25 protein-coding genes, 1 tRNA gene and 1 pseudogene are annotated in these 23711 nt (G+C 44.2%); 14 read left to right on the top strand and 13 right to left on the bottom strand.

Annotation, left to right across the window (positions count from 1 at the left end; all coding sequences use genetic code 11):
• Window positions 1-192 precede the first annotated feature (192 nt).
• Entirely contained in the window at window positions 193-438 is a 246-nt protein-coding gene (locus tag ACO59Y_RS07620) for a hypothetical protein (protein ID WP_486132073.1), read from the top strand.
• A 51-nt stretch (window positions 439-489) separates the two neighbouring features.
• Here the strand turns inward: ACO59Y_RS07620 and ACO59Y_RS07615 are convergent, their stop codons facing one another.
• From ACO59Y_RS07615 to ACO59Y_RS07595, 5 genes are read right to left on the bottom strand one after another with little or no spacing between them, the layout of a single operon-like run.
• Entirely contained in the window at window positions 490-1305 is an 816-nt protein-coding gene (locus ACO59Y_RS07615; protein WP_486132072.1) for a shikimate 5-dehydrogenase, read from the bottom strand.
• A gap of 9 nt (window positions 1306-1314) precedes the next feature.
• Complete coding sequence (gene cysE / locus ACO59Y_RS07610) at window positions 1315-2112, bottom strand: serine O-acetyltransferase (protein WP_373603614.1); 798 nt, start codon at window positions 2110-2112, stop codon at window positions 1315-1317.
• A gap of 9 nt (window positions 2113-2121) precedes the next feature.
• The gene (gpsA, locus tag ACO59Y_RS07605; protein WP_486132069.1) at window positions 2122-3126 is read right to left on the bottom strand and encodes an NAD(P)H-dependent glycerol-3-phosphate dehydrogenase; all 1005 of its coding nucleotides are present in this window, start codon (window positions 3124-3126) and stop codon (window positions 2122-2124) included.
• 54 nt (window positions 3127-3180) lie between these two features.
• Window positions 3181-3693, bottom strand: a complete 513-nt coding sequence (secB, locus tag ACO59Y_RS07600; RefSeq protein ID WP_373603616.1) for a protein-export chaperone SecB — start codon at window positions 3691-3693, stop codon at window positions 3181-3183.
• 11 nt (window positions 3694-3704) lie between these two features.
• Window positions 3705-4151: a rhodanese-like domain-containing protein gene (locus tag ACO59Y_RS07595; protein ID WP_486132067.1), complete on the bottom strand. Its 447-nt coding sequence runs from the start codon at window positions 4149-4151 to the stop codon at window positions 3705-3707.
• A gap of 351 nt (window positions 4152-4502) precedes the next feature.
• On the opposite strand from ACO59Y_RS07595, the gene ACO59Y_RS07590 reads away from it, so the two are divergent.
• Together ACO59Y_RS07590 and ACO59Y_RS07585 are read left to right on the top strand one after the other, a co-directional pair.
• Window positions 4503-5804, top strand: a complete 1302-nt coding sequence (locus ACO59Y_RS07590) for an anaerobic C4-dicarboxylate transporter (RefSeq protein ID WP_486132065.1) — start codon at window positions 4503-4505, stop codon at window positions 5802-5804.
• 117 nt (window positions 5805-5921) lie between these two features.
• Window positions 5922-6557, top strand: a complete 636-nt coding sequence (locus ACO59Y_RS07585) for a hypothetical protein (RefSeq protein ID WP_486132063.1) — start codon at window positions 5922-5924, stop codon at window positions 6555-6557.
• 147 nt (window positions 6558-6704) lie between these two features.
• On the opposite strand, the gene ACO59Y_RS07580 is transcribed toward ACO59Y_RS07585, so the two are convergent.
• Window positions 6705-6799, bottom strand: a tRNA-Sec gene (locus tag ACO59Y_RS07580).
• Between the two features lie 120 nt (window positions 6800-6919).
• Between ACO59Y_RS07580 and selA the strand changes: the two genes are divergently transcribed.
• From selA to ACO59Y_RS07560, 4 genes are all read left to right on the top strand, one after another.
• Window positions 6920-8305, top strand: coding sequence for an L-seryl-tRNA(Sec) selenium transferase (gene selA, locus ACO59Y_RS07575; protein ID WP_486132061.1), 1386 nt, complete (start codon window positions 6920-6922; stop codon window positions 8303-8305).
• Entirely contained in the window at window positions 8302-10161 is a 1860-nt protein-coding gene (gene selB, locus ACO59Y_RS07570) for a selenocysteine-specific translation elongation factor (RefSeq protein ID WP_486132059.1), read from the top strand. Before selA ends, selB begins: the two co-directional genes overlap by 4 nt.
• Before the next feature lie 8 nt (window positions 10162-10169).
• Window positions 10170-11069, top strand: coding sequence for a DUF3298 domain-containing protein (locus ACO59Y_RS07565; protein WP_486132057.1), 900 nt, complete (start codon window positions 10170-10172; stop codon window positions 11067-11069).
• 154 nt (window positions 11070-11223) lie between these two features.
• Window positions 11224-12681, top strand: coding sequence for a DASS family sodium-coupled anion symporter (locus ACO59Y_RS07560; protein WP_486132055.1), 1458 nt, complete (start codon window positions 11224-11226; stop codon window positions 12679-12681).
• 45 nt (window positions 12682-12726) lie between these two features.
• Here ACO59Y_RS07560 and ACO59Y_RS07555 read toward each other — a convergent pair whose 3' ends face one another.
• The 6 genes from ACO59Y_RS07555 to lpxH form a co-directional block, all read right to left on the bottom strand.
• Window positions 12727-13410, bottom strand: a complete 684-nt coding sequence (locus ACO59Y_RS07555; protein ID WP_486132053.1) for a pseudouridine synthase — start codon at window positions 13408-13410, stop codon at window positions 12727-12729.
• Window positions 13410-13961 (bottom strand): TIGR00645 family protein, encoded by a 552-nt coding sequence (locus ACO59Y_RS07550; protein WP_486132051.1) that lies wholly within the window; start codon window positions 13959-13961, stop codon window positions 13410-13412. Before ACO59Y_RS07550 ends, ACO59Y_RS07555 begins: the two co-directional genes overlap by 1 nt.
• Window positions 13962-14041: 80 nt before the next feature.
• Window positions 14042-15649, bottom strand: a complete 1608-nt coding sequence (locus ACO59Y_RS07545; RefSeq protein WP_486132049.1) for a DNA recombination protein RmuC — start codon at window positions 15647-15649, stop codon at window positions 14042-14044.
• Between the two features lie 568 nt (window positions 15650-16217).
• Window positions 16218-17012 carry a formate/nitrite transporter family protein gene (locus ACO59Y_RS07540; protein WP_486132047.1) on the bottom strand — a complete coding sequence of 265 codons (795 nt, stop codon included), beginning with the start codon at window positions 17010-17012 and terminating at the stop codon, window positions 16218-16220.
• A 161-nt stretch (window positions 17013-17173) separates the two neighbouring features.
• Window positions 17174-17719 (bottom strand): carboxymuconolactone decarboxylase family protein, encoded by a 546-nt coding sequence (locus ACO59Y_RS07535; RefSeq protein WP_373603628.1) that lies wholly within the window; start codon window positions 17717-17719, stop codon window positions 17174-17176.
• Window positions 17720-17852: 133 nt separating this feature from the next.
• Complete coding sequence (gene lpxH, locus ACO59Y_RS07530; protein WP_486132044.1) at window positions 17853-18569, bottom strand: UDP-2,3-diacylglucosamine diphosphatase; 717 nt, start codon at window positions 18567-18569, stop codon at window positions 17853-17855.
• A gap of 106 nt (window positions 18570-18675) precedes the next feature.
• Here lpxH and ACO59Y_RS07525 point away from each other — a divergent pair, with 106 nt between their 5' ends.
• Both ACO59Y_RS07525 and ACO59Y_RS07520 read left to right on the top strand, forming a co-directional pair.
• Window positions 18676-19416: a 1-acylglycerol-3-phosphate O-acyltransferase gene (locus tag ACO59Y_RS07525; RefSeq protein ID WP_486132042.1), complete on the top strand. Its 741-nt coding sequence runs from the start codon at window positions 18676-18678 to the stop codon at window positions 19414-19416.
• Window positions 19409-20818, top strand: coding sequence for a multicopper oxidase domain-containing protein (locus ACO59Y_RS07520; RefSeq protein WP_486132040.1), 1410 nt, complete (start codon window positions 19409-19411; stop codon window positions 20816-20818). Before ACO59Y_RS07525 ends, ACO59Y_RS07520 begins: the two co-directional genes overlap by 8 nt.
• A 112-nt stretch (window positions 20819-20930) precedes the next feature.
• Here ACO59Y_RS07520 and ACO59Y_RS07515 read toward each other — a convergent pair whose 3' ends face one another.
• Window positions 20931-21152 carry a SlyX family protein gene (locus ACO59Y_RS07515; protein ID WP_373603632.1) on the bottom strand — a complete coding sequence of 74 codons (222 nt, stop codon included), beginning with the start codon at window positions 21150-21152 and terminating at the stop codon, window positions 20931-20933.
• Window positions 21153-21242: 90 nt separating this feature from the next.
• Here ACO59Y_RS07515 and ACO59Y_RS07510 point away from each other — a divergent pair, with 90 nt between their 5' ends.
• From ACO59Y_RS07510 to ACO59Y_RS07490, 5 genes and pseudogenes are all read left to right on the top strand, one after another.
• Entirely contained in the window at window positions 21243-21965 is a 723-nt protein-coding gene (locus tag ACO59Y_RS07510) for an FKBP-type peptidyl-prolyl cis-trans isomerase (protein WP_486132038.1), read from the top strand.
• 105 nt (window positions 21966-22070) lie between these two features.
• A pseudogene (locus ACO59Y_RS07505) lies at window positions 22071-22487 on the top strand (PAS domain-containing protein).
• On the top strand, window positions 22487-22867 hold the full coding sequence (gene tusD, locus ACO59Y_RS07500) for a sulfurtransferase complex subunit TusD (RefSeq protein ID WP_486132036.1): 381 nt from the start codon (window positions 22487-22489) through the stop codon (window positions 22865-22867). The pseudogene ACO59Y_RS07505 and the gene tusD overlap by 1 nt, the downstream one beginning before the upstream one ends.
• Window positions 22864-23223: a sulfurtransferase complex subunit TusC gene (gene tusC / locus ACO59Y_RS07495; RefSeq protein ID WP_486132034.1), complete on the top strand. Its 360-nt coding sequence runs from the start codon at window positions 22864-22866 to the stop codon at window positions 23221-23223. Before tusD ends, tusC begins: the two co-directional genes overlap by 4 nt.
• Before the next feature lie 9 nt (window positions 23224-23232).
• Window positions 23233-23520, top strand: a complete 288-nt coding sequence (locus ACO59Y_RS07490; RefSeq protein ID WP_486132032.1) for a DsrH/TusB family sulfur relay protein — start codon at window positions 23233-23235, stop codon at window positions 23518-23520.
• The last annotated feature ends 191 nt before the right edge of the window (window positions 23521-23711 follow it).

Genomic DNA, 23711 nt, shown 5'->3' with positions numbered 1-23711 from the left:
ACCGCCTGTGAAAGTCCGCGCCACCCACTTCCCGAACCTTATGTGGCTGTTAAGGGGCAACCTTATTATTGGGAAATTGATGGAGATCGTGTTTTTAATTGCTTCATCCTTAGCTCAACAAAGGGGCATGGATACCAAACCAGAAATGACCCGTGTCGATTTACGCATGACGGTAATTTCAACGCAACTGATTTGAAAGGCGTCGGCTTTTTATTAGACGGCGCGGTTATCGTGGAATCCTCTGTGCCGTTGTGGGGACCTTTCGGCCCGATGTCTTCATACGATAAAAGAATCGACTTTCCCATCGTTATTCAAGTAGTCGAACAAGATGATCCTATATTGAAGAAATGTAGCCGAGTGGATTACCGACAAGTGAAAACAGGCTACGATTATCCGAAAAACGCTGTGGCTTACGATTGCAGTAAAAATCGCCGCTAATTTTCACCCGCGCTATCGTAAGCTCAAAACAGGCTCAAAATTCACCGCACGTTATGCATTGTTTCTCGCATATTCCGCGGCTTCAGCAATGAGTTCTTCAGTTGGTCTTTTGCCGGTGTAAAGTTCGAATTGTTCGACCGCTTGTAAGACGATAACTTCCGCACCGGAGATCGTTTGTTTTCCTAAGGCTCGGGCGGTTTTAATCAGTGGGGTGTCAGCGGGCAGGGCAACCACGTCGAAAGCGGTTTTCGCTTGGCGGATCATGGCTTCGGGGAAAGCAAGTTCAAATTCATCTTTGCCACCCTGCATGCCGATTGGTGTAACGTTAATCAGAATATCGGCGGTTTGATTGACGAGGGTGTTGATGTAATCGTAGCTGTAAAGCGCGCTCAAGTGTTTGCCGGTTTTTTCATTGCGGGCGAAGATTTTGATGTTCTCAAAACCGGAATTTTTAAATGCCGCCGCTACCGCCTTTGCCATGCCGCCGCTGCCTTGTATGATTACAGAAGCGTTTTGATCGAGTTGATATTTTTCAATAAGTTTAACGATGGCGATGTAATCAGTATTATAGGCGCGTAAAAATCCGTTGTCGTTGACGATGGTGTTGACGGATTCGATAGCTTGGGCGGAGGCGGAGATTTCGTCTAAAAACGGCATGCAACTTTCTTTGAACGGCATGGACACGGCACAACCACGAATCCCTAACGCCCGCACGCCTTTCACTGCATGTTCGATATCGTCGGTAGTGAAAGCTTTATAAATAAAATTTAAGCCGAGTTTTTGGTAAAGATAGTTATGAAATCGCGTGCCGAAATTACCGGGACGACCGGACAGAGAGATGCAGAGTCGGGTGTCTTTGTTGAGCATTTTATTTCCTTAGATATTTAAATTTATTCCATCATCAATAAAATATTGATTCATATCGAATGCCGGTTTGGCGCCTTTGTCTTGTCCTACAACACGGGCGGGGACACCGGCAGCGGTGGCGTGTTCGAGAACCGATTGGAGTACTACGGAATTGGCGCCAATTTTGGCGTATTTGCCCACTTCGATATTGCCAAGAATTTTAGCACCGGCGCCAATCATCACGCCTTCACGTACTTTTGGATGACGATCGCCGGATTCTTTGCCGGTACCGCCCAAGGTGACACCTTGTAAAATTGATACATCATTTTCAATTACCGAGGTTTCGCCTACCACGATACCGGTGGCGTGATCGAACATAATGCCGTGGCCGATTTTAGCGGCGGGATGAATGTCCACATCAAAAGCAACAGAAATTTGATTTTGCAAATAAAGGGCAAGGGCTTTTCGATTTTGTTGCCATAAATAATGGGTGATGCGATAGCTTTGAATCGCATGAAAACCTTTTAAATACAATAACGGTGTTGACCACAATTCCACCGCCGGGTCACGCTGGCGCACCGCGCGAATATCATAGGCGGCGCAATCGATAATTTTCGGATCGGCGCTATAGGCTTCCTCGATAATCTCACGTAAAGAAATCGCCGGCATAATCGGATTGGCAAGTTTGTTGGCGAGCAAATAACTTAAAGCGCTACCAAGATTTTGATGTTTTAAAATAGTCGAGTGAAAAAAGCTGGCGAGCATCGGCTCACACTCAGCTAATGCTTTTGCTTCTTGACGAATATGTCGCCATACTTCTAACGTCATTTTTTCTCCTTATTCGCCTTTACGTTCGCGTCCAAGCAAACTTAATGCGACCTCTTGTGCGTTTTTGCCACAAAAGAGCATTTGATAAATTTGCTCCGTAATTGGCATTTCGACACCTTGCCGTTGTGCCAGTAAATAGGCTTCTTTGGTATTGTAAAAGCCCTCGACAACTTGCCCGATGTTTGACATCGCTGTTTGCGTATCCAATCCTTTGCCCAACATTAAGCCGAAACGACGGTTACGCGATTGGTTGTCGGTGCAAGTCAATACCAAATCGCCCAAGCCGGACATTCCCATAAAGGTATTCGGATTTGCGCCGAGCGACACGCCCAAGCGAGTGATTTCTGCGATGCCGCGCGTAATCAATGCGGTGCGCGCATTGGCACCAAAGCCTATGCCATCGGAAATACCGGCGCCGATCGCAATTACGTTTTTAATAGCGCCGCCGAGTTGCACGCCGATCATATCTTGGTTCACATACACGCGGAAATGCTTACTGCAGTGAATGCGCGCTTGAAATTCCAGTGCGAACGACGCATTGTTAGATGCTAAAGTAATCGCAGTTGGCAAACCCTGTGCCAGTTCTTTGGCAAAAGTCGGGCCGGAAAGCACGGCTAGCGGATATTGCGTACCGAGCCGTTCTTCCACCACCGTTTGCAGTAATCGTCCGCTGTCACGCTCTAAGCCTTTGGTTGCCCAAATTAAACGATGATGCGGCTGTAGATGTGGTCTAATTTTCTCAAGAATTTCATTAAACGCGTGGCTTGGTACGACGATTAAAATATCTTGAGAACGGTTTAGCGCTTGCGCCAGATCGCTTTCAAGGTGTAATTCGTCGGGAAACGGAATATCCGGTAGAAAACGGCGATTTTGTTTTTCCGCCCGCATTTGTTCGATGTGTGCCGGATTATGTCCCCATAGATAAGCAGGCGAACCGTTACGTGAAAAAGATATCGCCAATGCGGTGCCGTAGGAGCCCGCGCCAAGGATGGTGACGGGAGATTGAATTGGCATGATTTTTCCTCAAAAATAAAGGGCAGATCAAAGATCTGCCCAGTTTGTCGAGAATTAATGTTGCATTTCTTTCGTTTCTTCGGCAGGCGCGTTTTCAGCTTCTTGCTGGCGAGTCATATACTCAATGAATAGCGCATCAAAGTTTACCGGGGAAAGATTTAATGCCGGGAAGGTTCCGCGATTTACTAAACTCGACACTAATTCGCGTGCGTAAGGGAACAGTATGTTTGGACACTGCGAGGTTAGGCAATGTGCCATTTGTACATCTTCCAAGCCGCTGATGGTGAACACGCCCGCTTGTTTGATTTCACAAATGAAAGCGAGGTCACCGGATTCTTCCATGGTGGTTTCCACGGTGACGTGTAAGGTGACTTCATATAAATCATCGCCTAATTGTACGGTTTCGGTGTTTAAATCAAAGCCCAATTTAGGTTTCCATTCTTGGTGGAAAATATGCGGAAGATTCGGCGCTTCGAAAGACACATCTTTCACGTAAATACGTTGAATTTGAAATACCGCTTGGGATTCTTCGGCGGCGACTTCAGGTTGTGGGTTTTGTTGTGACATAGTGTTAATCCTTATTTATGTTTTTTAACGATCGGTAAATTTGCGCCTGTCCAAGCCGAGATACCTTCTTTTAATACGTAAACTTTGTTAAATCCTTGTTTACTTAATAACGCGGCGGACGTCGATGCGTTCACGCCGTTCGCATCCACTAAAATTAATGCTTTTTCTTTGTGTTGCTCGATTTTTCCGAGGTTGGTGTTTTTGATGTCGCTCGGAAGTAGGTTGATGCTATTAATAATATGACCGCGTTGGAATTCGTCCAATGTACGCAAATCCACCACCAAGGCGTCTTCGTTATTAATTAAACGAATTGCTTCGGAATATTGAACGGTTTTGAATTTTTCGGTGGCGGATTTGAAATAGGCGTAAATTACCATGGCGAAAATCGCAACCCAAGAAACAGTCAGTAGGGTGTGTTTATGTGCAAATTCGATTGCGTCTGGCAGAAATTCTTGCATTGTCGTCTCAATAATTTAAGTTGATTAATGTTCGGCTGAAAGAAGGCTTAAGTATAACCGTACTTGAGCTATCTTTCAAAAAAATTCTTATGGGTAATGAGATGAATAAAGAAGAAAACGACTTTTCCTCCAACGCCTCGGCGAGATCCTCTGTGAGCACCGCATTGGGGCCTTGAAAACCGTTATAGAATCTTGTGGGAAGCGCATTTTATCCCGTAAGTGCAATCAATCATAATTTTAACGATAACACAGATTATTTCGCGGATATTTATTGATCTAGGTTATAGAATTGCAAATTTTTTATTGCTAGTATGGCCACGATTTAACATTTGATAATAACTGGAGAAAATTATGATTTGGGTTCAACTTTTAGTCGTCCTGCTTTTTATTTACCTTGGCGCCAGATTAGGCGGTATCGGTATCGGTTTTATGGGCGGTATGGGCGTTGTGGCGCTTTCCCTCCTCGGTTTAAAACCGGGGGCGATTCCGTTTGACGTGATTTCCGTGATTATGTCCGTAATCATGGCGATTGCCGCGATGCAAGTGGCGGGCGGTATGGATTTCTTAGTAAAATTAGCCGAGAAAATTTTACGTAAAAATCCGAAATACATTACGTTCCTCGCACCAACTGTGACTTATTTTATGACTGTATTGGCCGGTACTGGTCACACTGCATTTTCAACTTTACCGGTGATTGCGGAAGTGGCGAAAGAACAAGGTATTCGTCCTTCCCGTCCGCTTTCCATTGCTGTTATCGCTTCACAAATTGCGATTACCGCATCACCGATTTCCGCGGCGGTAGTTTTCCTTTCGGCGGAACTTGAGAAAAACTTCGGGTTAAGCTACCTACAATTGTTAGGCATTTGGATCCCGACCACTTATGCGGCTTGTATGGTTACTGCGGTGATTTGTAACTTCTTAGGCAAAGACTTAAAAGTTGACGAAGTTTACCAAGAACGTTTAGCCAAAGGCTTAATCACTATGCGCGGCGAAATGCAAATCGACATTAAACCTTACGCGAAGCGCTCGGTAATGATTTTCGTATTCGCGATTTTGGTGGTGATGCTTTATGCGACGGCAATTAGTAAAACTGTGGGTTTAATCGAAAATCCGATTCTTTCTCGCGATAACGCCATCATCTCTTTCATGTTAGCCACCGCGGCAATCATCACAATGGCATGTAAAGTAGATACTGCTAACATTACCAATGCGGCCACCTTTAAATCCGGTATGTCTGCGGTTATTTGCGTATTGGGCGTAGCATGGTTAGGTAATACTTTTGTGGAAGGTCACATTGATCAAATCAAAGCGGTATCTGCTGAATTCTTACAACAATATCCTTGGAGCTTAGCGGTTATCTTGTTCTTCGCAAGTACCTTACTTTACTCTCAAGCGGCAACCGCCAAAGCGTTATATCCGACCGCATTGTTATTAGGCGTTTCTCCTGAGGCCGCGATTGCAGCCTTTGCGGCGGTTTCTGCATTGTTCATTTTACCGACTTATCCGACTTTAATTGCTGCGGTAGAAATGGATGACACCGGTTCCACCCGTATCGGAAAATACGTATTTAACCATCCGTTCTTGGTTCCGGGGGTGATTGCCATCGCTTTATCCGTGTTCTTTGGTTTCTTAATGGCCGGTGCGGTTTTGTAATACCTCACTAAACGAATAGAAAAAACCATCTTGTTCCCCGACAAGATGGTTTTTTCATGGGAAACTTTTGACTTGAACGTCGCTCTAAAAGGCGACTTTTTAATTTAAGGATAATCAATGAAATTTATCAAACTCCTTTTTGCCCTCTGTGTTGCCTACATCCCGACCGCACATTCTGTTGTTGATTACAGCATCAAATACAGTTCAAACTACTTAATGCCCGCTTACGTACATTTCAATGCGGACGGCGTACAATATTTTATCAACGCAAAAATCAATATTCCGCTTTACAATATCGTATTTTCGTCACGCGGTTCACAAACTGAAAATCAATTTAAAATGGTGAGTTATCAAGATGTTCGCAACGGCAAACCTTATGCAGTATCCAAAATTTCACCGACCACCATCGAATACGGCAAAGTGAAAAACGGTCTGGAAAGCGAGCCATTAACATTACCGACCTTTGATTTATTCACCATGGCGTTTCAATTAAGTTACTACGACAAGTTACCGAATAGCTTCCAAATTACTAACGGCAAAAAACTGTATCCGATGGAAAACGTGCGCTTGAATAAAAGCGAAAAGCAGACGACGTACCGCAAGCAAACCGTCACGGAAATTACCTACACGTTCAAAACCGGTAACAAAGATATTATGGTGAAAAAATTTGCCGGTGAGCAATTCCCGCGCTATATCAAATACAGCCGAGACGGTGATGATTACGAATTGGAATTCAGCGAATTTGTAAATTGAGATCGCCAAATAGCACCGCATTGAAAGCGCTCAATGCGGTGCTATTTTGAGAGGTAACGTTGTTTTCTGTTTTGGTGGTGTGGATTTTGGGGGACAACGCGCCGCTTTTTTAGGCCGAAAGAAACTTTTGATAAAGCACTTGATAATTGGCGGAAGGGAATGGGAGTCGAACCCACCCGGGAACGCTGGCGTCCCCAACAGGATTTGAAGTCCTGCCACCTCACCGGAGATGACGCCCTTCCGCGGTTGAAATTGCGGTTACTTTAGCGTAAATTACGGGGCATTTCAATGTCTTTCAGATTTCAATGCCTTTCAAATTTCAATGTTTTTTAAATTTTAATGTCTTTTAAACGAGCCTCAAGATGACCGCACTTTTTCAACAATTGCCTTCCGTTGATAAACTTCTCAAAATGCCGCAAGGCGAACAACTCATTAGTGAATTCGGGCATAGCGCTGTGGTGCTGGCTTGTCGCACATTATTAGTGCAAGCCCGTCAATTTATTCAGCAACATCAACAATTACCAACAAATTTCTTGGATCTTGAGCGCACTTTTGCCGCACTTCAACAATATTTGCAGCAACAAAATCAAGTACAAATCAAAGCCGTGCATAATCTTACCGGCACGGTTTTGCACACTAATCTCGGTCGCGCTCTTTGGTCGGAAGAGTCACAACAGGCAGCGCTTGCCGCAATGCGACAAAACGTAGCGTTGGAATATGATTTGGATGAGGGGAGACGCAGTCACCGCGATAACCACATCAGCGAATTGCTATGCCGTTTAACCGGTGCACAAGCTGCTTGCGTAGTGAATAATAATGCAGCGGCAGTGTTATTGATGCTGGCGACTTTTGCGCAAGGTAAAGAAGTGATTATTTCGCGCGGCGAACTGATTGAAATTGGCGGTGCATTCCGCATTCCGGACATTATGGCACAAGCCGGTTGCCGGCTAGTGGAAGTAGGTACCACCAATCGCACACATTTGAAAGATTATCGCAACGCAATTAATGAAAATACCGCCTTTTTGATGAAAGTTCACAGCAGTAACTATCAAATTTGCGGTTTTACCTCAGCAGTTTCCGAAGCGGAGTTGGCGGAACTCGGGCGGGAAATGAATGTGCCGGTCATAACCGATTTAGGTAGTGGCGCGTTGATGGATTTGAGTCGATACGGTTTGCTGAAAGAACCGACGGTGCAAGAAAAAGTGGCGCAGGGCGTGGATTTGGTGTCATTCTCGGGCGATAAATTGCTCGGTGGTGTGCAGGCGGGCATTATTGTTGGCAAAAAAGCTTGGATAGAGCGATTGCAAGCTCATCCGCTAAAACGCGTGTTGCGTTGCGACAAAGTGATTTTAGCAGGGTTGGAAGCTACTTTACGCTTATATTTGAATCCGGAAAAACTTAGTGAACGCTTGCCGACTTTGCGTTTGCTGACAAAATCTGTCGAACAATTGCGTGCCGATGCCGAACGCTTAAAAGCCCGCTTGGAATCCCGTTTAAATGCAGATTTTCAGCTTCAAATTGAAGATAGTTTGGCGCAAATCGGCAGCGGCTCGCAGCCGATGGAACGCATTCCTTCTGTCGCGGTGACGCTTTCTGAAAAAACGCCACAAAAATTGAGCGCACTTTCTACACGTTTTAAACAGCTTTCCCAACCGATTATCGGACGTATGGAAAACGGCAAACTGTGGCTGGATTTGCGCAGCGTGGCGGATATTGAAACTCTTTTGAATACGGTAGACGAACTATGATTATTGTCACTTCAGGCCATGTCGATCACGGTAAAACCGCGCTGTTAAAAGCGCTCACAGGCACCAGTACGGCGCATTTGCCGGAAGAAAAAAAGCGCGGTATGACCATTGATCTAGGTTATGCCTATCTTCCATTGACAGAAAAAGTGCTCGGTTTTATTGACGTGCCGGGACACGAAAAATTTTTATCGAATATGTTGGCAGGTCTGGGCGGTGTGCATTACGCAATGTTAATTGTGGCGGCGGACGAGGGCATTGCGGCGCAAACTAAGGAACATTTGGCGATTTTGCGTCAGTTACAATTCCACGAAATCATGGTGGTGCTTACCAAAGCAGATCGTGCAAACTCGCAACAAATCGATGCATTAATTCAGCAAATCAAACAAAATTATGATTTTTTACGCAAGGCAAATTATTTTGTGACCTCGGCCGAAACCGGTCAAGGCATTGCCGAATTGCGTGATTATTTGCAGATGCTGCCGGAATTGGCTGATACGAATAAACCGTTTCGTTACGCCATCGATCGTGTATTTAGTGTGAAAGGGGCGGGCGCGGTGGTTACCGGCACCGCATTCGCAGGCGCGGTGAGCGTGGATGATGAGCTTTATCTTTTTTCGGGGCAAAAAGTGCGTGTGAAAGCCATTCATGCGCAAAACACGCCTAGTGAACAAGGGTTGGCCGGACAACGTTTAGCGTTAAATTTGAATGCGGATCTGGCTCGTACACCGATAACACGCGGTGATTGGTTATTGCAAGAGGAACCGCTACCGCCGACAGATCGTCTCACTGTGGAAATTTGGGCGGAGACCGCATTGAACGAAAGCCAGCCTGTACACGTTTATCACGGCGCCGCTCGCACGACAGGCAAACTAACTTTGCTCAAAGGCAAAAATGTGGCGAAGAACGACCGCACTTTAGCGGAAATAATGTTGGATTCGCCGTTGTTCCTCGCGTTCGATGATAGACTCATTTTGCGCAGCGGCGATGCAAAAAGTTTAATTGCCGGCGCACGCGTGCTGGAAATTAATTCACCGAAACGCCATAAACGCACCGAAGCGCGTTTAACCTTCCTCGGCCATTTAGCCATGGCACAAAACGCCTCGCAACGCCTTGCGCTGAGTTTGCAACATAATGCCGTCGCGGCACGTCAATTAATGTGGTTGGAACAACTAAATGCCGTGCAACTGGACGAGATGCTCTTTCAATGCGGTGCTGTTCGGTATCAAGACTGGTGTTTTAGCGCTGATTATGTGCAAGAAAAAACGCAGCAAATTGTCACTGCACTTTCCCTTTATCACGCGCAGCACAATGATCAACTCGGCGTTAGTAAAGCGCGGCTTTATCGTATGGCGGCGCTGAATCAACCGGAAAAGCTGATTAATCATTTTATTGATGACATGCTAGATAATGGCAGCTTGCAGCAAACGCGCGGTTGGCTGCATTTACCCGAACATAAAATTCAGTTTAGCAGCGAAGAACAAGCGCGCTGGGCGGATGTGTTAAATGAATTTGAAAAAGCTGATGGGCAAGCCATTTGGGTACGTGATATGGCGAATGCGTTAGCGATGGATGAAGCCGTGATGCGTAATTTTATGTATAAAGCGGGAAAACTTGGCTATCTTACGCCGATTGTAAAAGATCGTTTTTTCTTGACGGAAACGGTTTACGCTTATGCGCGTTTGATTAAACAAATCGCTGAACAAGAAGGCAAAGCTTCGGTAAACGAAGTGCGTGACCGTTTGAACTTCGGGCGTAAACTGACGGTGCAATTGATGGAATACTTTGATCGTGTCGGTTTTTTACGGCGAAAAGGTAACGATCATATCTTGCGTGATAAAAATGTATTTGATTTATAAGGAAAAATATGAAAAACAAATTGATTTCCGCGCTGATTCTGAGCGTTCTTCTTACCGCCGGTTGCCAAGATAAAGAGTCGCAAGCCCAAATAGATGAACTTAATCGAACCGTCTCGCAATTAACAGAGCAGAACAAGCGGCTTGAGATGGATTTATCGGTACAACAAATGCGCGCGGATAATGTTATTCCGACCATTTTTGCGGAAGAAGAGGCGGTATTCCAAAAATCCGAAACGATTAATTATCCAAAATCAAAGGAATATGCGCCGGAGGAAGGCAAGATTGAGTATTCCGTTTCAACTTTAAAGACCAATGCGGATTGGTTAAATGCTTTGTTGTGGGCAGAGTTGACGCGTGAAAACGGCAATGTGCCGACTCGCGAGGAATTCGTTGCAGCATATCAAAAACAGTTGGATGACACCAAAAAAGAAATGCTCGAAATACCAAGTATCGGTTACGAGGATAAGCGCTGGGTCGATTTTATCGGCCAGAGGGAAAAATTGGCAACGTTTGTCATCGGCTATTACGGTTTTAGTGGCGGCGCTCATGGCATGGGTGGAAAACGGTATTTCACGTTAGATATGACGACCCATCAAATTTTGCAATTAACCGATTTATTTGATGCAAATGTCTTGTCAAAAATTAAAGCATTATTGTGGGAGGTTTATACCCGTAATGGCGAAGTGAAAGACGATGAGACTTTTGTTGGCAAACAAGATTTTAATGTTTCCGATAATTTTTATTTGGATTTCAATGGCGTGCATTTTATTTACGGGGCGTATGAAATCGCCCCTTACGCCGCCGGCGAGCAGGATTTAACCTTAGGTTGGTGGCAATTGGAAGGCTTATTAAAGGCCTCTTTTAAACAGCAAAATTATGTGAAGCTCGTCTCGGAAGCGAGCGAATGAGGCTTCAATGCGGTGCTCAGAACGAAGTTCAGTAATCGCCTTTTTTAAGGAAATCATCAATTGGCGCTTTGTGAATTTATTTTTCAGGTGCATAATGCGAAAGGTAACTTAAGCTTACTCATTTCTCGTTATTTTTATTTGGAGGAGGACTGCGATGTCGGATACTAAAGCGCCTGCCGTGGAAGTCAAATTAGGCTTTCAGTGGCAAGGGTTGTTGATTTCAATTTTGGTGGGATTGGGAATTTATTTGATTCCCGTTCCGGAAGGCCTGACGCCACGCGCGTGGGGTATGTTCGCGTTATTTGTGGCGACCATTGTGGCGATTATCGCCAAAGCCATGCCGATGGGCGCGGCGACCTTGGTGGCCTTGGTGATCAGTGGTTTAACCGGTTTAACACCGATTAAAGCCGGCAAAGACGAAGTGGCAATGTTGTCCGGTTTTTCCAACGCGACCATTTGGCTTATCGGTATTGCGATGTTTTTATCTCGCGCGGTGATTAAAACCGGTTTGGGTAAACGAATCGCGCTTTATTTCGTCGCGCGTTTTGGTAAACGCATGATGGGCGTTGCTTACGGGGTGGCGCTGGCGGATTTAGTAATCGGTCCGGGTATTCCTTCCGCCTCTGCACGTGGGGGCGGTATTATGTACCCAATTATGCAATCTATCGCCGATACGTACGATTCCAAGCCGGGTCCGACGGCGCGCCGTGCCGGAGCGTTTTTAGCCATTGCCGTTTCACAAATCGATACGATTATTTGCACTATGTTCTTGACTGCCATGGCGGGCAACCCGCTCATCGCTGAATTGGCGAAGGGGCAAGGCGTAGAAATCACCTGGACGACATGGTTTATCGGCGCTATTGTGCCGGGCATTGTGAGTTTAATTCTGTTGCCTTATTTAGTTTATTTAATTTATCCACCGGAACTTAAAGACACGCCGAAAATGGCGGAAATGGCAAAAAGCGAATTAAAAGCGATGGGGCCGATGTCCGGTGCGGAAATTATTTTGGCGCTTGATTTCTTATTGTTATTAGTGCTTTGGACGGTGGGCGATTTAATGTTCGGCATTTCTGCCACAACGTCCGCTTTTATCGGTTTGTTGATTTTATTGCTTAGCAATATTATGAGTTGGAAAAATATCGTGGCGGAAACCACCGCGTGGGACACTATGTTCTGGTTTGCGGTATTGGTGATGATGGCAAACGCATTGAACAAATACGGCACTATCACGTGGGTTTCGTCACACATTTCCAACTATGTGGGTGTGTTTGATTGGCCGATTGCGTTCACCATTTTGGTATTGGTGTATTTCTACACTCGCTATTTCTTCGCTTCTGCAATGGCCCATATTTCTGCCATGTATTTAGCGTTCTTGGCGGCGGCCATTGCGGTCGGTACACCGCCGATGATCGCAGCCATTGGTTTGGGTTATACGTCTACGCTTTCCATGAGTCTGACTCAATACGCGGGCGGCCCAGGACCGGCATTATTTGGCTCCGGTTATAACACCACCGGTCAATGGTGGGGCGTGAGTTTTATCGCGTCAATTTTCTCATTGATTATTTGGTTTGTAGTCGGTGGACTTTGGATGAAATTACTCGGTTGGTGGTAATTTAGCGAAAAGAGAAAGCGGTCAAATATGATTTGACCGCTTTTTTTATGGGCGTTTTTCGCTTTTCAATGCAGCGCATAATACGTTAATTTCCTCTGTCGATAATTCCCGATATGCGCCGTTCGCTAAACCTTTAATGGAAAGATTGCCGATTTTGTAACGAACCAAACGTAAAGTTGGAAAACCGATATGTGCGGTCATTCTACGCACTTGGCGATTGCGTCCCTCGCTGATTTTAATTTCCAGCCATGAAGTCGGAACGGATTTCCGCACGCGAATCGGAGGATTACGCGGCCACAAATTCGGTGCGTGAATCAGGCGTACTTTGGCGGGTTTAGTCGGGCCGTCGTTCAGTTCGATACCTTGACGTAGGCGGGCCAAATCTGCTTCGGTGGGTTCGCCTTCTACTTGTACCCAGTAAGTCTTTTCCAACTTAAACTGCGGGTTTCCAATGCGGTGCTGTAACGCACCGTCGTTGGTCAGTAGCAATAAACCTTCGCTATCGCGATCAAGTCTTCCTGCCGCATAAATGTGCGGAATCGGGATGAAATCCTTCAATGTGGCACGTCCGCTTTCATCGGTAAATTGAGTGAGCACATTGAAAGGTTTGTTGAATAAAATCACGCGGGTTTTAACGGCCGTTGGTTGGCGTTTCGGCTTACGCGGGCGAAAAGAAACGCCAACGGAGTTTTTGTCGGCGTTTCGGCGTAGAAAAGGCGTGTTCGACATTAATGCGTTTTATGACTGGTGCTGTACAGAATTTTGTCGGTATAGGCCAATGCGATGGCAGATACCAAGAAACCGAGATGCAATAACAGCTGCCACATCATAGTTTTTTCCGGCAAGTTGCTGATGTTCACGAAAGTTTGCAGCATATGAATTGAGGAAATCGTGATAATCGACATGGAAAGCTTCACTTTTAACACGGTGGCATTCACGTGGCTCATCCATTCGGGTTGGTCGGGGTGATTGCGGGTTTTGAGCTTGGAAACAAAAATTTCATAACCACCGATAGTGACCATTACCAATAAGTTGGCAATCATCACCACATCAATTAAATTCAATACCGCAAGCATAATAGTGTTGGAATCCATTTCGTTGATATTGGCGATTAAATACCATAGAGATTTCATAAATTTGTAGGCATAAATGCTTTGCACTACGACAAGCCCGAGATAAATCGGCAGTTGTAGCCAACGGCTGGCAAAAATAATTTTACTTAATAGGTTAGACTGTGAATTGTACTTTGCATAAGGATCTTGTGGTTTTTGATGTTCCATTTAACTTTCCTAAACGTGATAAATAAAAAAACCGCCAGAAAATAGCAGTTTTTTTTAAAATAGCAATAACGAATACGAGTTTATTTTTCATCTTTTTGAGTGATTAAAGCAAGACGACTTAAATCCACCTCGTTATTTAGCAACGCTACATTTGGCATGGTTTTATTGGCTTTGGCGGAAAGATCTTTGAAGCGCTCCGCTTTGCCGGCTAAGCCTTGTTGTCCTACCAAGGCAGTGACGGTTTCGTTATAACGGCTGCTGACAGTAGAAAGTGTGTTGCCGAGTTTATTTAAACGTTCCGCCACCAAGCAAATCTGGTTATAAATTTCGCCGGCTTTTTCCGCGATTTCTTTGGCTTCCGCGTTACCGCGTTCGATGCGCCATAAGTTCGCTACGGTGCGCAAAATCGGCATCAGCGTGGTATGCGAAACCATAATCACATTTTTTTCGTAACCGTAATTAAACAGACTCGGATCGAGCTTCAGCGCCTCAATATAAGCCGGTTCCAGCGCGATAAACATTAATACGAAATTCGGGCTGCGCATGCCGATCAAATTGCTGTAATCTTTTTTATGCAGGTCGTCGATGTGATTTTTCAGCGCTTTAATATGCTCGCGCAGTAAACGTTCACGTTCGGCATCCTCTTCGGTATTGACCGCACTTTCATACGCCGGTAGCGACATTTTGCTGTCGATAATAATATTTTTGTCATCCGGCAAATTCAGCACGAAGTCGGGATAATTACGCCCGCCTTGTTCATCTTTAAAATGCGCCTGCGCGCGGTAATGCACGTTCTCAATTAAGCCTGCTAATTGTAAGGCGCGCTCTAGTTGCATTTCGCCCCAGTTGCCGAGCGTTTTCTTTTCGCCCCTCAATGCGGTGCTCAAATGACTGGCCTCTTGCGACATATTCAGCCCGATTTGTAACACTTTTTTGATTTCTGCTTCCAATCCTGCATTGCCTTTCAGCGCTTCCGAATGAATTTCGTTCACCCGTTTTTGAAAGCCTTCAATTTGTTCGCGAAACGGCTTTAGCAGGGTTTCCAAGGCGGTTTGATTGGTTTGGTTAAAGGAACGACTTTTCTCCTCCAGAATACGGTTAGCCAGATTTTGAAATTCCGTACCGAGCTGTTGCTTCGATTGCTCAATAGCTTGTTGCTGTTCGGCGAAATGCTTTTCTTTTTCCGCCAGCCGGGTTTTTAAACCGGTCAGTTCTTGCGTAAGAGTGGTCAATTTTTCCGTTAACTGTTGCTGTTCTTGTTCTTTGCGTACAAGTTGATTTTGGCTTTGTTGTAACTGATTTTGCAAACTTTCCGCTTGTGCCGAGGCGATACCGAAGCGTTCTTTTAAAGCGCTGATTTGACTGCCGATTTGCGCATTGCGCAGTTGTTCCTCATCCAATTCCTGACTGAGATAAGCAATTTTTTCATCGCGTTCCGTTAGCCGAATTTGTAAGCCTTCGCGTTCTGCCTGTGCTCGAATGCGGTGCTGTTCCGATAGGTTATTTTGTTGCGTCAATGCGTCAAAGCGTGCGGCAAGTTGATTGAAATCTTGGTGGCTTTTGTTTAAATCTTGCCGTAATTCTTGCACGTCGCGTGTGCGGCGGGCGACGAAAAACAGCAAACCGATCAGAATGAAAATAAACACGCCGATGAGCGTTAAAATTTGAGGAGAAGTCAATTCAATCATTATAAATCCTAATTAGAAATTTATTTGGTCACTGTGACGTATCCACGATTAATTTGCATACGTTGGCGTACCGCGATGGCTCGGAGAGTACACATAAAGCGGCTCATAAGCCATGATGTAGTTCGGCAAGATTTCCATCTAATTCGTCATCGTGTTGAGAAGAAATACGCATTTTGATCAAATTGCGCTAACAATTCGCGCAGTTTTGGATATCGCACATAGCACCGCATTCACCGCAATCGCTGGCCTGTTGTCAAACTTTTCATACTGTGGATTAAGCGAGGGTAATGCGCCCAATAATCGTTCAGCCTTTCCGAAATTTTACGCTTGCGTTAAAGCGAGAAGATAATTGAGTTCGCTAAAATTTTACACCGGTTTTTCCACGATTGTTGGGTGCGAAATGGTAAGTGCAAAAAGCGAAGGACGCAATAAAAAACCGTGTCGAATTCAGGATATTCAATGTGCGTGATGACAAGGCGTTTATTTAAAAATAGCGGGCGGATTTACATGAGGAGTAGGAGCCGAAGCGTTGTGTGAGGAGCGGTCGATGTCGACCGCCTTTTAATCGTTAGATTTGGTAATCTTCTTTTAATAAATGGCGATAGGCGTACAGATAGGATGCACCGACGAAGGCGGCACCACCCGTAACATTGCCGAGGAATACTGGGATCATATTTAAGAAAAATTCACTCCAAGTCACATTTGCGCCGGCAAAAATACCCGCCGGAATAATGAACATATTGGCGACGAAATGTTGTAAACCGATAAGTACGAAAATCATCACTGGGAACCACATAGCAAGGATACGACCGGAGGTTTGTTTCGCGCCGAAATAGAACCAAATGCCCATACATACCATCCAGTTGCATGCAATGGCGGAAATAAACGCGCGGCCGAAATCCATTTGTACTTTGGCTTCGGCGATGGCGATGGTTTTGGCGGCCGCAGAACCTTCAGCTAACCCCACATAATGCCCTAAGAAATACGCCATAAAGAGGGCGCCCGCAAGATTGCCAAGACTGACGATCACCCAGTTGCGTGCTAATTTGTTGAGGCTTACGCGTTTACTTAAACGGCCTAGCGCCATCATCATCATGTTTCCCGTGGCAAGTTCGCCGCCGCCGATCAGGATACAAATTAAGCAAATTGGAAATACTGCAGCACCGAGTAAGGTGGCTAAGCCGCCCCAATCGCTCGGAATGCCGCTCACAACTTTTAAATACGCCATATAACCGAAACTGACGTAACCGCCGCCTAAGAAGCTTAAAATGGCTAAAGTTTTGAGATGACCTTGTGATTTAGCGTAACTTTTGTCAATGACGTCTTGCAAAATTTCATGGGGATAGAGATCACGATGTTGCATATTATTTCCTTTTTATTAAAAAACGATAGGATTTAAATGTAACAAGCGAAAAATAAAAAGAGAAATAATTAGTTTATATATCTTTGATGATTTTGTTATATGAAAAATAAATAAAAAACGGTAAAACCAATGTCTTACCGTTTTTTATTTATGTATTTATTTTATGCGAATGGTTGTAATTCAGGATTAATTGGCGTTTCCGCAATGTTATTTACGTAATTACATAAGGTTGCCAAGCTAACGCCCAAAATAACATCGATCGCTTGTTCTTGATTATAGCCTGCATTGAAGAAAGCTTGTAATTGCGCCTGGGTTAGTTTGGCTTTTTGCACAATCACAGCAAGCGTGAAACGAGCTAGCGCATCGAGTTTATTATCGTTTTCGATGCGTGCGACAGCGCGAATTTGATTCACTAAGTCTTCTTGTAGTTTTAATACTTTTAGGGCGATCTTGGTGTGTCCCGCCACACAAAAACCGCATCCATTCACAACTGCAGCTGTGATTTGTACCACTTCACGTTCTGCCGGGGTAAGGCTGTTTTTGCCGTTAATGCCGCCCACGGTGCGGTAAGTTTCGAGCGCAGCCGGTGCATTGGCTAACACGCCGATTAAATTCGGGATAAATCCATTGGCATTTTTAACTGCCTTCAAGGCTTCTTTTGCCGCTTCCGGCGCAGTTTCAACGGTGTGAATAGTAAATTGGGACATAACACTCTCCTATAAAATTATTGTCGGAAAAGATTCTACGCGCACGATGGATAAGTGCGAAAGAAGTAAAAGCTATTTGGTAGATGAAAAAGTTATAAGTGACTGAAATTCAACGAGTAGTTTTAGGTGCGCTTTAAGGCGACTTAAGAAAATAAATTTCACCGTTTTCTGTCGCCGTTAGAATTGAAGCGTAATTTGGGCGCCAGTCGCCTAAAACGATGCGTTTTTTGTCACCATATTGATGAATTGCTTCGCGATGCGTATGACCGTGAATTAATAGCACCGCATTGAAACGTTGCATGATTTGTCGGGTAAAAGGTAAATTGACGTCCATAATTTCAACAGACTTTTGTTGCTTATTTCGCTTGCTTTGAGCGCGAATTTTTTGCGCAATTTTTAACCGTACCGTTAACGGCAGGCGACGAAACAGCCATTGTAGCCAGGGTTGATGAACTTTGTGGCGAAATTGTTGATATTTCACATCATCAATACACAGGGTATCGCCGTGACAGAGCAGGGTTGGCTTGCCGTAAAGATCGATGCATTGATAATCGGGTAATAATTGAAGACCGGTTTGTTGCGCAAAACCTTTACCGATTAAAAAATCGCGGTTGCCGTGAATGAAATAGCAAGCTACACCCGATGTAGTTAGTTGTTTGATGGCATTTTTTACTTGTTCAATTAAAGGCGATTGTTCGTCGTCGCCGATCCAAAAATCAAATAAATCGCCGAGAATATAAACGCGCTCGGCATTCGGCGCGAGGTTTTGCATAAAATCAAAGAAAAGTGCGGCTAATTTAGGCTGATTTTCGCTTAAATGTAGATCGGAAATGAAATAGGTTCTTTTCATAAAATTACCCTAAATTTTTGTTTAGGTTAGCATAAAACCCAAAATCCCGTCTAATTCGCGATCGTTTTTTGTTATACTTAGGCGAAAATTTTTTATAGGTATTGGTATGTTAAAACTGGCTAGAATTTTGATTGTCACGGTTTGTTGTATTTTAATTTGCGTGCTGGGTACGCTTTATTCCTTCGTTCGTTTTAAAAATCCGAGCAATGTAGGTGTGATGGCACGTTGGTTCGGGCGTTTATATCCGTTATTCGGCCTAAAGGTGGAGCATCGTTTTCCACCTAATAAAGCGAATTTAGGGCGCGCAATTTATATCGGCAACCATCAAAATAATTACGATATGGTGACGATTTCCTACATGGTGTTGCCGCGTACTGTGAGCGTGGGGAAAAAAAGTCTGATTTGGGTGCCGTTTTTCGGCATTTTGTATTGGGTGAGCGGCAATATTTTTCTGGATCGCGACAATCGTTCCAAAGCACATAATACGATGACTAAGCTGGCGGAGCGCATAAATAAAGATAATTTATCGATCTGGATGTTCCCGGAAGGGACGCGTAGTCGCGGGCGTGGCTTGTTGCCGTTTAAAACTGGCGCGTTTTATGCAGCGGTGGCGGCCGGTGTGCCAATTATTCCGGTTGTGTGTTCGACGACGCAAAACAAAATTAAGTTAAATCGTTGGGATAACGGCAAAGTGATTTGCGAAATGATGGAACCGATTGATACTAGCAATTACAGCAAGGAAAACGTACGCGAATTGGCGGCTTATTGCCACGATTTGATGGCAAAACGTATTGCCGAGCTGGACGCGGAAATCGCCCGAACGCAAAAGGAATGTTCGGATGCCTAGATTTTCTCGTCGTCAGTTGTTAAAGAGCTCTCTGATTAGCACCGCATTGACCGCGCTCCCCACGCGCTTGTTGGCAGCCTCCCGTCCGAAGCTTACGGTACCGCCGTTAATTGATGTGCGGCGCGGTCGCCCAATTGTGCTGACGATGGCAGAAATGGGCTATAACCTAGACGGCAGTCATTTAGTCAGCGTATGGGGATTCAATGGCAATTATTTAGGCCCGACGATCAAAATTAAGTCCGGCAGCTTTGCCAAACTTAATTATCATAATAATTTACCGCAACACGTTTCTCTTTCTATTCAGGGCTTGCAGGCATCCGGCGAATTATTCGGTGGTGCGACACGGGTGTTAAAAAAAGGCGAATCTTGGGCGCCGATTGTGCCGATTGAGCAGCCGGCTTCAACTTGTTGGTATCGTTCTTCCACGCTTGCCAATTCTGCTTATCAAACGTATCGCGGATTGGCGGGAATGTGGTTGATTGAAGACGAGCAAAGCATCAAATCACCGCTTCCGAATAAATATGGCGTGGACGATATTCCGTTAATTTTGCAAGATATGGAATTTAACAGCGACGGGGTTCAATTATTCAGGCAAAATCAACCGTATTTTGTGGGCAATCGGTTATTGGTGAACGGTTCGGAAGCGCCGTATTTAGAGGTGCCGCGCGGTTGGGTGCGATTACGCTTGGTTAATGCCTCGTTGGCACGCGCTTATAATTTACGCTTGGATAACGAGCAAGAAATGACGTTAATTGCGCAAGATTTGGGATTTTTACCGCAAGGAAAAACCGTTAAATCCTTTGTTTTGGCTCCAGGTGAGCGCGTGGAAATCCTTGTGAATTTAACTGAAAGTGAGGGCGTTTCGTTAATTTCCGGGCATAAACGCGATGTTTTCGATAGAGTAAAACAGTTTTTTTCTTCCGAAGGTGAACTCGCGGATAATACCGTGTTGGAATTGCGTCCCTTAGGCGAACTTTCCGCTTTTGCGCAAAAGATGGCAGTAAAATTTGAAACCGATGCAGGTTTAATGCTAAAAGCGAAGGTTGCACAAGAACGTACTTTCGAGTTGGATGTAACGAACGGTTTGATTAACCAAAAGCGTTTTGATCCTCGTCGCATAGACGTGTTGGCGAAACAAGGTAGTATCGAACGCTGGATTTTAACCAGTTCCCGACCGGTCGGTTTTAGTGTGCAAGGCGCAAAATTCATTGTGGAATCTTATAACGATGAGATCACGCAAGAAAGCGAGCTAGCTTGGAAAGACACCGTTTGGGTGAACGGTAAGATACAAATTTTGGTACGTTTTGAACAACCATCTTCTAATGTTTATCCGTTTATTTTTGGTTCGTCGAATTTAATGTTGGCAGATATGGGATGTATCGGTACGATGGTTGTGCAGTAATGCAGTAAAGTGTGGCTAGTTTTATGAGTGAACAAGTCGTCGGGCAGTAAAAAGTATTTTAAATTGCAATTAAACAAAAACGGGTAACCATTTTTTGATTATCCGTTTTTGTTTAATAATGAGGCGGCGGCACTTCTTCCGCTTGGCTGGCAATATTAGACGGTTGAAAGTCTTTTAATTTGCTTGCGATGTAGCGCAATTGTAGCTGCATTTTATCCATATCGAATTGTTGTTGAATTAATGCTTGATTCAACTCTTCTATTGATTGCTCTTGAAATGCGAGCTTTGTTTCAAGTTCTGCAATGCGGGTCTCTAATATTTGTTGGATTTGCATAAATTTTCTCTAATTTTAAAAAAAAGTTGAGAATAGCTTAAATCCGATTTAACCTATTCAGCGTTTTTTTATTATAAAGGATTAATAAAGATGTTAAAAATTCAAAAATATTCTCTTGTCGCATTAATGGTCGGTACGGTCGTATCTGGTAGTGTTTTCGCCAATGAAAAAACGGACGCGAAATTTAATGACGATGTGTCTTATGCATTAACCGCTTATTCCATGACGCAAGCTAAATTAATGGCGGATCAAGGAGAAATCAAATTAAATCCGGAACAGGTTAATCAAGCGGTTGCCGATGTATTAAATAGTAAAATTAGCGAAGAAAAAATCGGTGAATTAACCAAAACGTTAGAACGATTTGAACAAAGAATGATGGAAAGAGAGCAGGCAAAAGTGCAGGAAATTGCGCAAAAAGCGCAGGAGGAAGGTGATAAATATCGCGCAGACTTCGCCAAAAAAGAGGGCGTGAAAACCACTAAATCCGGTTTGTTATATCGTGTGATTGAAGCGGGTAAAGGTGATGCGATCAAACCGACCGATATTGTTAAAGTGAATTACACAGGCAAATTACCGGACGGTAAAGTGTTTGATAGTTCCGTTGAACGCGGTCAGCCGGCCGAATTTCGTTTAAACCAAGTAGTGAAAGGTTGGACCGAAGGACTTCAGTTAGTAAAAAAAGGCGGTAAAATTGAGTTGGTGCTTCCGCCTGAATTAGCTTACGGTGAACAAGGGGCGGGTGTTGCCATTCCGCCGAACGCTACGCTTTATTTTGAAGTTGAAGTATTGGATGTCAATCCAAAAGCAAAATAATAAATGAGTTTATTTAATCGAAGCACAGGCATTTTGCTTGTGCTTTATTATTAATTTTACGGTATAAAGGTGCGGTTACTTTTAGCGTAGTTTTGGAACTTGTCCATGTTACATGATAAGCATATTTTCACGGATGAAGATCGCACAATTCTCAATTCCTCCAATGCGGTGGTGGATGGCGTAAGCGCGCTTATCGGCGAGCATTGCGAAATTGTTTTGCACTCTTTGGAAGATATCGAGCATTCTGCCATTCGTATTGCAAACGGACATAATGCTAATCACCAAATAGGTTCGCCGATCACCGTCTTGGCTTTACGTTCGCTGCGTAATATGTAGAGCGAAAGCCTGTCAAAGCCTTATTTCACGCGAGCGAAAGGGAATGTGTTGATGAAATCCGTGACTATTTTTGGGAAAGGCGTTTTTGATATTAAAGACGCCATTAATTTAGTCGCGGAACGATTAAATATCTCGCGTCATACCGTTTATCTTTATATTCGTCAACTTAAACAAGACCAAGAATAATGAATTACGTTCTCGCTGTTAAAAGCCCGGTTTACGGTAAACAAGGCGCTTATTTGGCGTATCAATTCGCCGAAGCATTGATTGAAAAAGGACATGTCATTAGCCAAATTTTTTTCTTTCAGGACGGGGTGACGAATGGCAGTGGTTTAGTTTATTCCGCTAATGATGAAGTCGATTTAACGAAATGTTGGCAGGCTTTTTCTCACCGGTACAATGTGCCATTGCATTTATGTGTCGCCGCTTCGCAACGCCGCGGTGTGGTGGATCGGATAACGGCAAAGAATTCAACGCAATATAATTTGGCCAATGGATTTATCATCGCGGGCTTGGGCGAATTTATGGCAGCAGTATTAACAGCTGATAGGGTGATTAGCTTATGAAAATCGCCTTTTTATTTCGTTCACCACCCCATGGTTCATCCCTTGCCAGAGAAGGGCTGGATGCGGTGCTCGCAGCCACTGCGTTTTGCGATGAAGATGAAATCGGCGTGTTCTTTATAGATGATGGCGTACTAAATTTATTAAACGGGCAACAGCCGGAATTGTTGTTGCAAAAAGATTTTATCCGCGTTTTCAAGTTACTTGATTTATATGGCATCAAACAGCGCTTTAGTTGTGTCGATTCACTAGAGAAATTCGGGATTACGGACGGTACGCTTATTTTATCTACCGAGAAGATTGACCGAGCTTTATTGATGGCGAAATTAAATCAAGCGGAAAAATTATTAACTTTTTAAGGGAATTGCATGCTTTATTGTTTTTCTCAAGCAGCTTATAGTGACAATGAATTAACCGGCTATTTTGCTACAATGACCAAAAATGACGCTGTTGTGCTTTGGCAAGATGGTGTATTACTGGCCATAAAATATCCTCATTATTTTAAAGAATGCAAAGCATCGTGTTTTGTCTTGGAGCAGGATATTTCCGCCAGAAATTTGACCGCGCTTTTACCACAAAGGAGTAAAGTACGGTCACTTTCTCTAATGGATTTCGTCAAACTCACCGAACAATTTTTCCCTCAAATCGCATTGTAAAAAACATCATTCCTCTTCGGACACCTTACGTATTTAAAACTAAAAATTTATTGATTCAGCTTGCGTGTTATGTTATATTCCGCAACCTCTTACGCCTCTGTGTGTAAGTAGGTCGTCCCGAAAGGGTGTTTTTTTAACTTAACGGAGCACTAATATGATCCAAGAACAGACTATGCTGGATGTTGCTGATA

The organism is Rodentibacter sp. (assembly GCF_057314195.1).
The sequence above is the reverse complement of the archived record's forward strand: the minus strand, read 5'-3'. Positions and strand labels throughout refer to the sequence as shown.

Excerpts from the sequence above, each read along its gene's own strand:
- ACO59Y_RS07515 (WP_373603632.1), bottom strand. The coding sequence starts at position 21,152 with ATGCAAATCCAACAAATATTAGAGACCCGCATTGCAGAACTTGAAACA.
- tusD (WP_486132036.1), top strand. The coding sequence starts at position 22,487 with ATGAATTACGTTCTCGCTGTTAAAAGCCCGGTTTACGGTAAACAAGGC.
- ACO59Y_RS07560 (WP_486132055.1), top strand. The coding sequence starts at position 11,224 with ATGTCGGATACTAAAGCGCCTGCCGTGGAAGTCAAATTAGGCTTTCAG.
- gpsA (WP_486132069.1), bottom strand. The coding sequence starts at position 3,126 with ATGCCAATTCAATCTCCCGTCACCATCCTTGGCGCGGGCTCCTACGGC.
- lpxH (WP_486132044.1), bottom strand. The coding sequence starts at position 18,569 with ATGAAAAGAACCTATTTCATTTCCGATCTACATTTAAGCGAAAATCAG.
- ACO59Y_RS07590 (WP_486132065.1), top strand. The coding sequence starts at position 4,503 with ATGATTTGGGTTCAACTTTTAGTCGTCCTGCTTTTTATTTACCTTGGC.
- cysE (WP_373603614.1), bottom strand. The coding sequence starts at position 2,112 with ATGACGTTAGAAGTATGGCGACATATTCGTCAAGAAGCAAAAGCATTA.
- ACO59Y_RS07595 (WP_486132067.1), bottom strand. The coding sequence starts at position 4,151 with ATGCAAGAATTTCTGCCAGACGCAATCGAATTTGCACATAAACACACC.
- ACO59Y_RS07555 (WP_486132053.1), bottom strand. The coding sequence starts at position 13,410 with ATGTCGAACACGCCTTTTCTACGCCGAAACGCCGACAAAAACTCCGTT.
- selB (WP_486132059.1), top strand. The coding sequence starts at position 8,302 with ATGATTATTGTCACTTCAGGCCATGTCGATCACGGTAAAACCGCGCTG.
- ACO59Y_RS07510 (WP_486132038.1), top strand. The coding sequence starts at position 21,243 with ATGTTAAAAATTCAAAAATATTCTCTTGTCGCATTAATGGTCGGTACG.
- secB (WP_373603616.1), bottom strand. The coding sequence starts at position 3,693 with ATGTCACAACAAAACCCACAACCTGAAGTCGCCGCCGAAGAATCCCAA.
- tusC (WP_486132034.1), top strand. The coding sequence starts at position 22,864 with ATGAAAATCGCCTTTTTATTTCGTTCACCACCCCATGGTTCATCCCTT.
- ACO59Y_RS07545 (WP_486132049.1), bottom strand. The coding sequence starts at position 15,649 with ATGATTGAATTGACTTCTCCTCAAATTTTAACGCTCATCGGCGTGTTT.
- ACO59Y_RS07535 (WP_373603628.1), bottom strand. The coding sequence starts at position 17,719 with ATGTCCCAATTTACTATTCACACCGTTGAAACTGCGCCGGAAGCGGCA.
- ACO59Y_RS07565 (WP_486132057.1), top strand. The coding sequence starts at position 10,170 with ATGAAAAACAAATTGATTTCCGCGCTGATTCTGAGCGTTCTTCTTACC.
- ACO59Y_RS07525 (WP_486132042.1), top strand. The coding sequence starts at position 18,676 with ATGTTAAAACTGGCTAGAATTTTGATTGTCACGGTTTGTTGTATTTTA.
- ACO59Y_RS07540 (WP_486132047.1), bottom strand. The coding sequence starts at position 17,012 with ATGCAACATCGTGATCTCTATCCCCATGAAATTTTGCAAGACGTCATT.
- ACO59Y_RS07585 (WP_486132063.1), top strand. The coding sequence starts at position 5,922 with ATGAAATTTATCAAACTCCTTTTTGCCCTCTGTGTTGCCTACATCCCG.
- selA (WP_486132061.1), top strand. The coding sequence starts at position 6,920 with ATGACCGCACTTTTTCAACAATTGCCTTCCGTTGATAAACTTCTCAAA.
- ACO59Y_RS07615 (WP_486132072.1), bottom strand. The coding sequence starts at position 1,305 with ATGCTCAACAAAGACACCCGACTCTGCATCTCTCTGTCCGGTCGTCCC.
- ACO59Y_RS07490 (WP_486132032.1), top strand. The coding sequence starts at position 23,233 with ATGCTTTATTGTTTTTCTCAAGCAGCTTATAGTGACAATGAATTAACC.
- ACO59Y_RS07550 (WP_486132051.1), bottom strand. The coding sequence starts at position 13,961 with ATGGAACATCAAAAACCACAAGATCCTTATGCAAAGTACAATTCACAG.
- ACO59Y_RS07520 (WP_486132040.1), top strand. The coding sequence starts at position 19,409 with ATGCCTAGATTTTCTCGTCGTCAGTTGTTAAAGAGCTCTCTGATTAGC.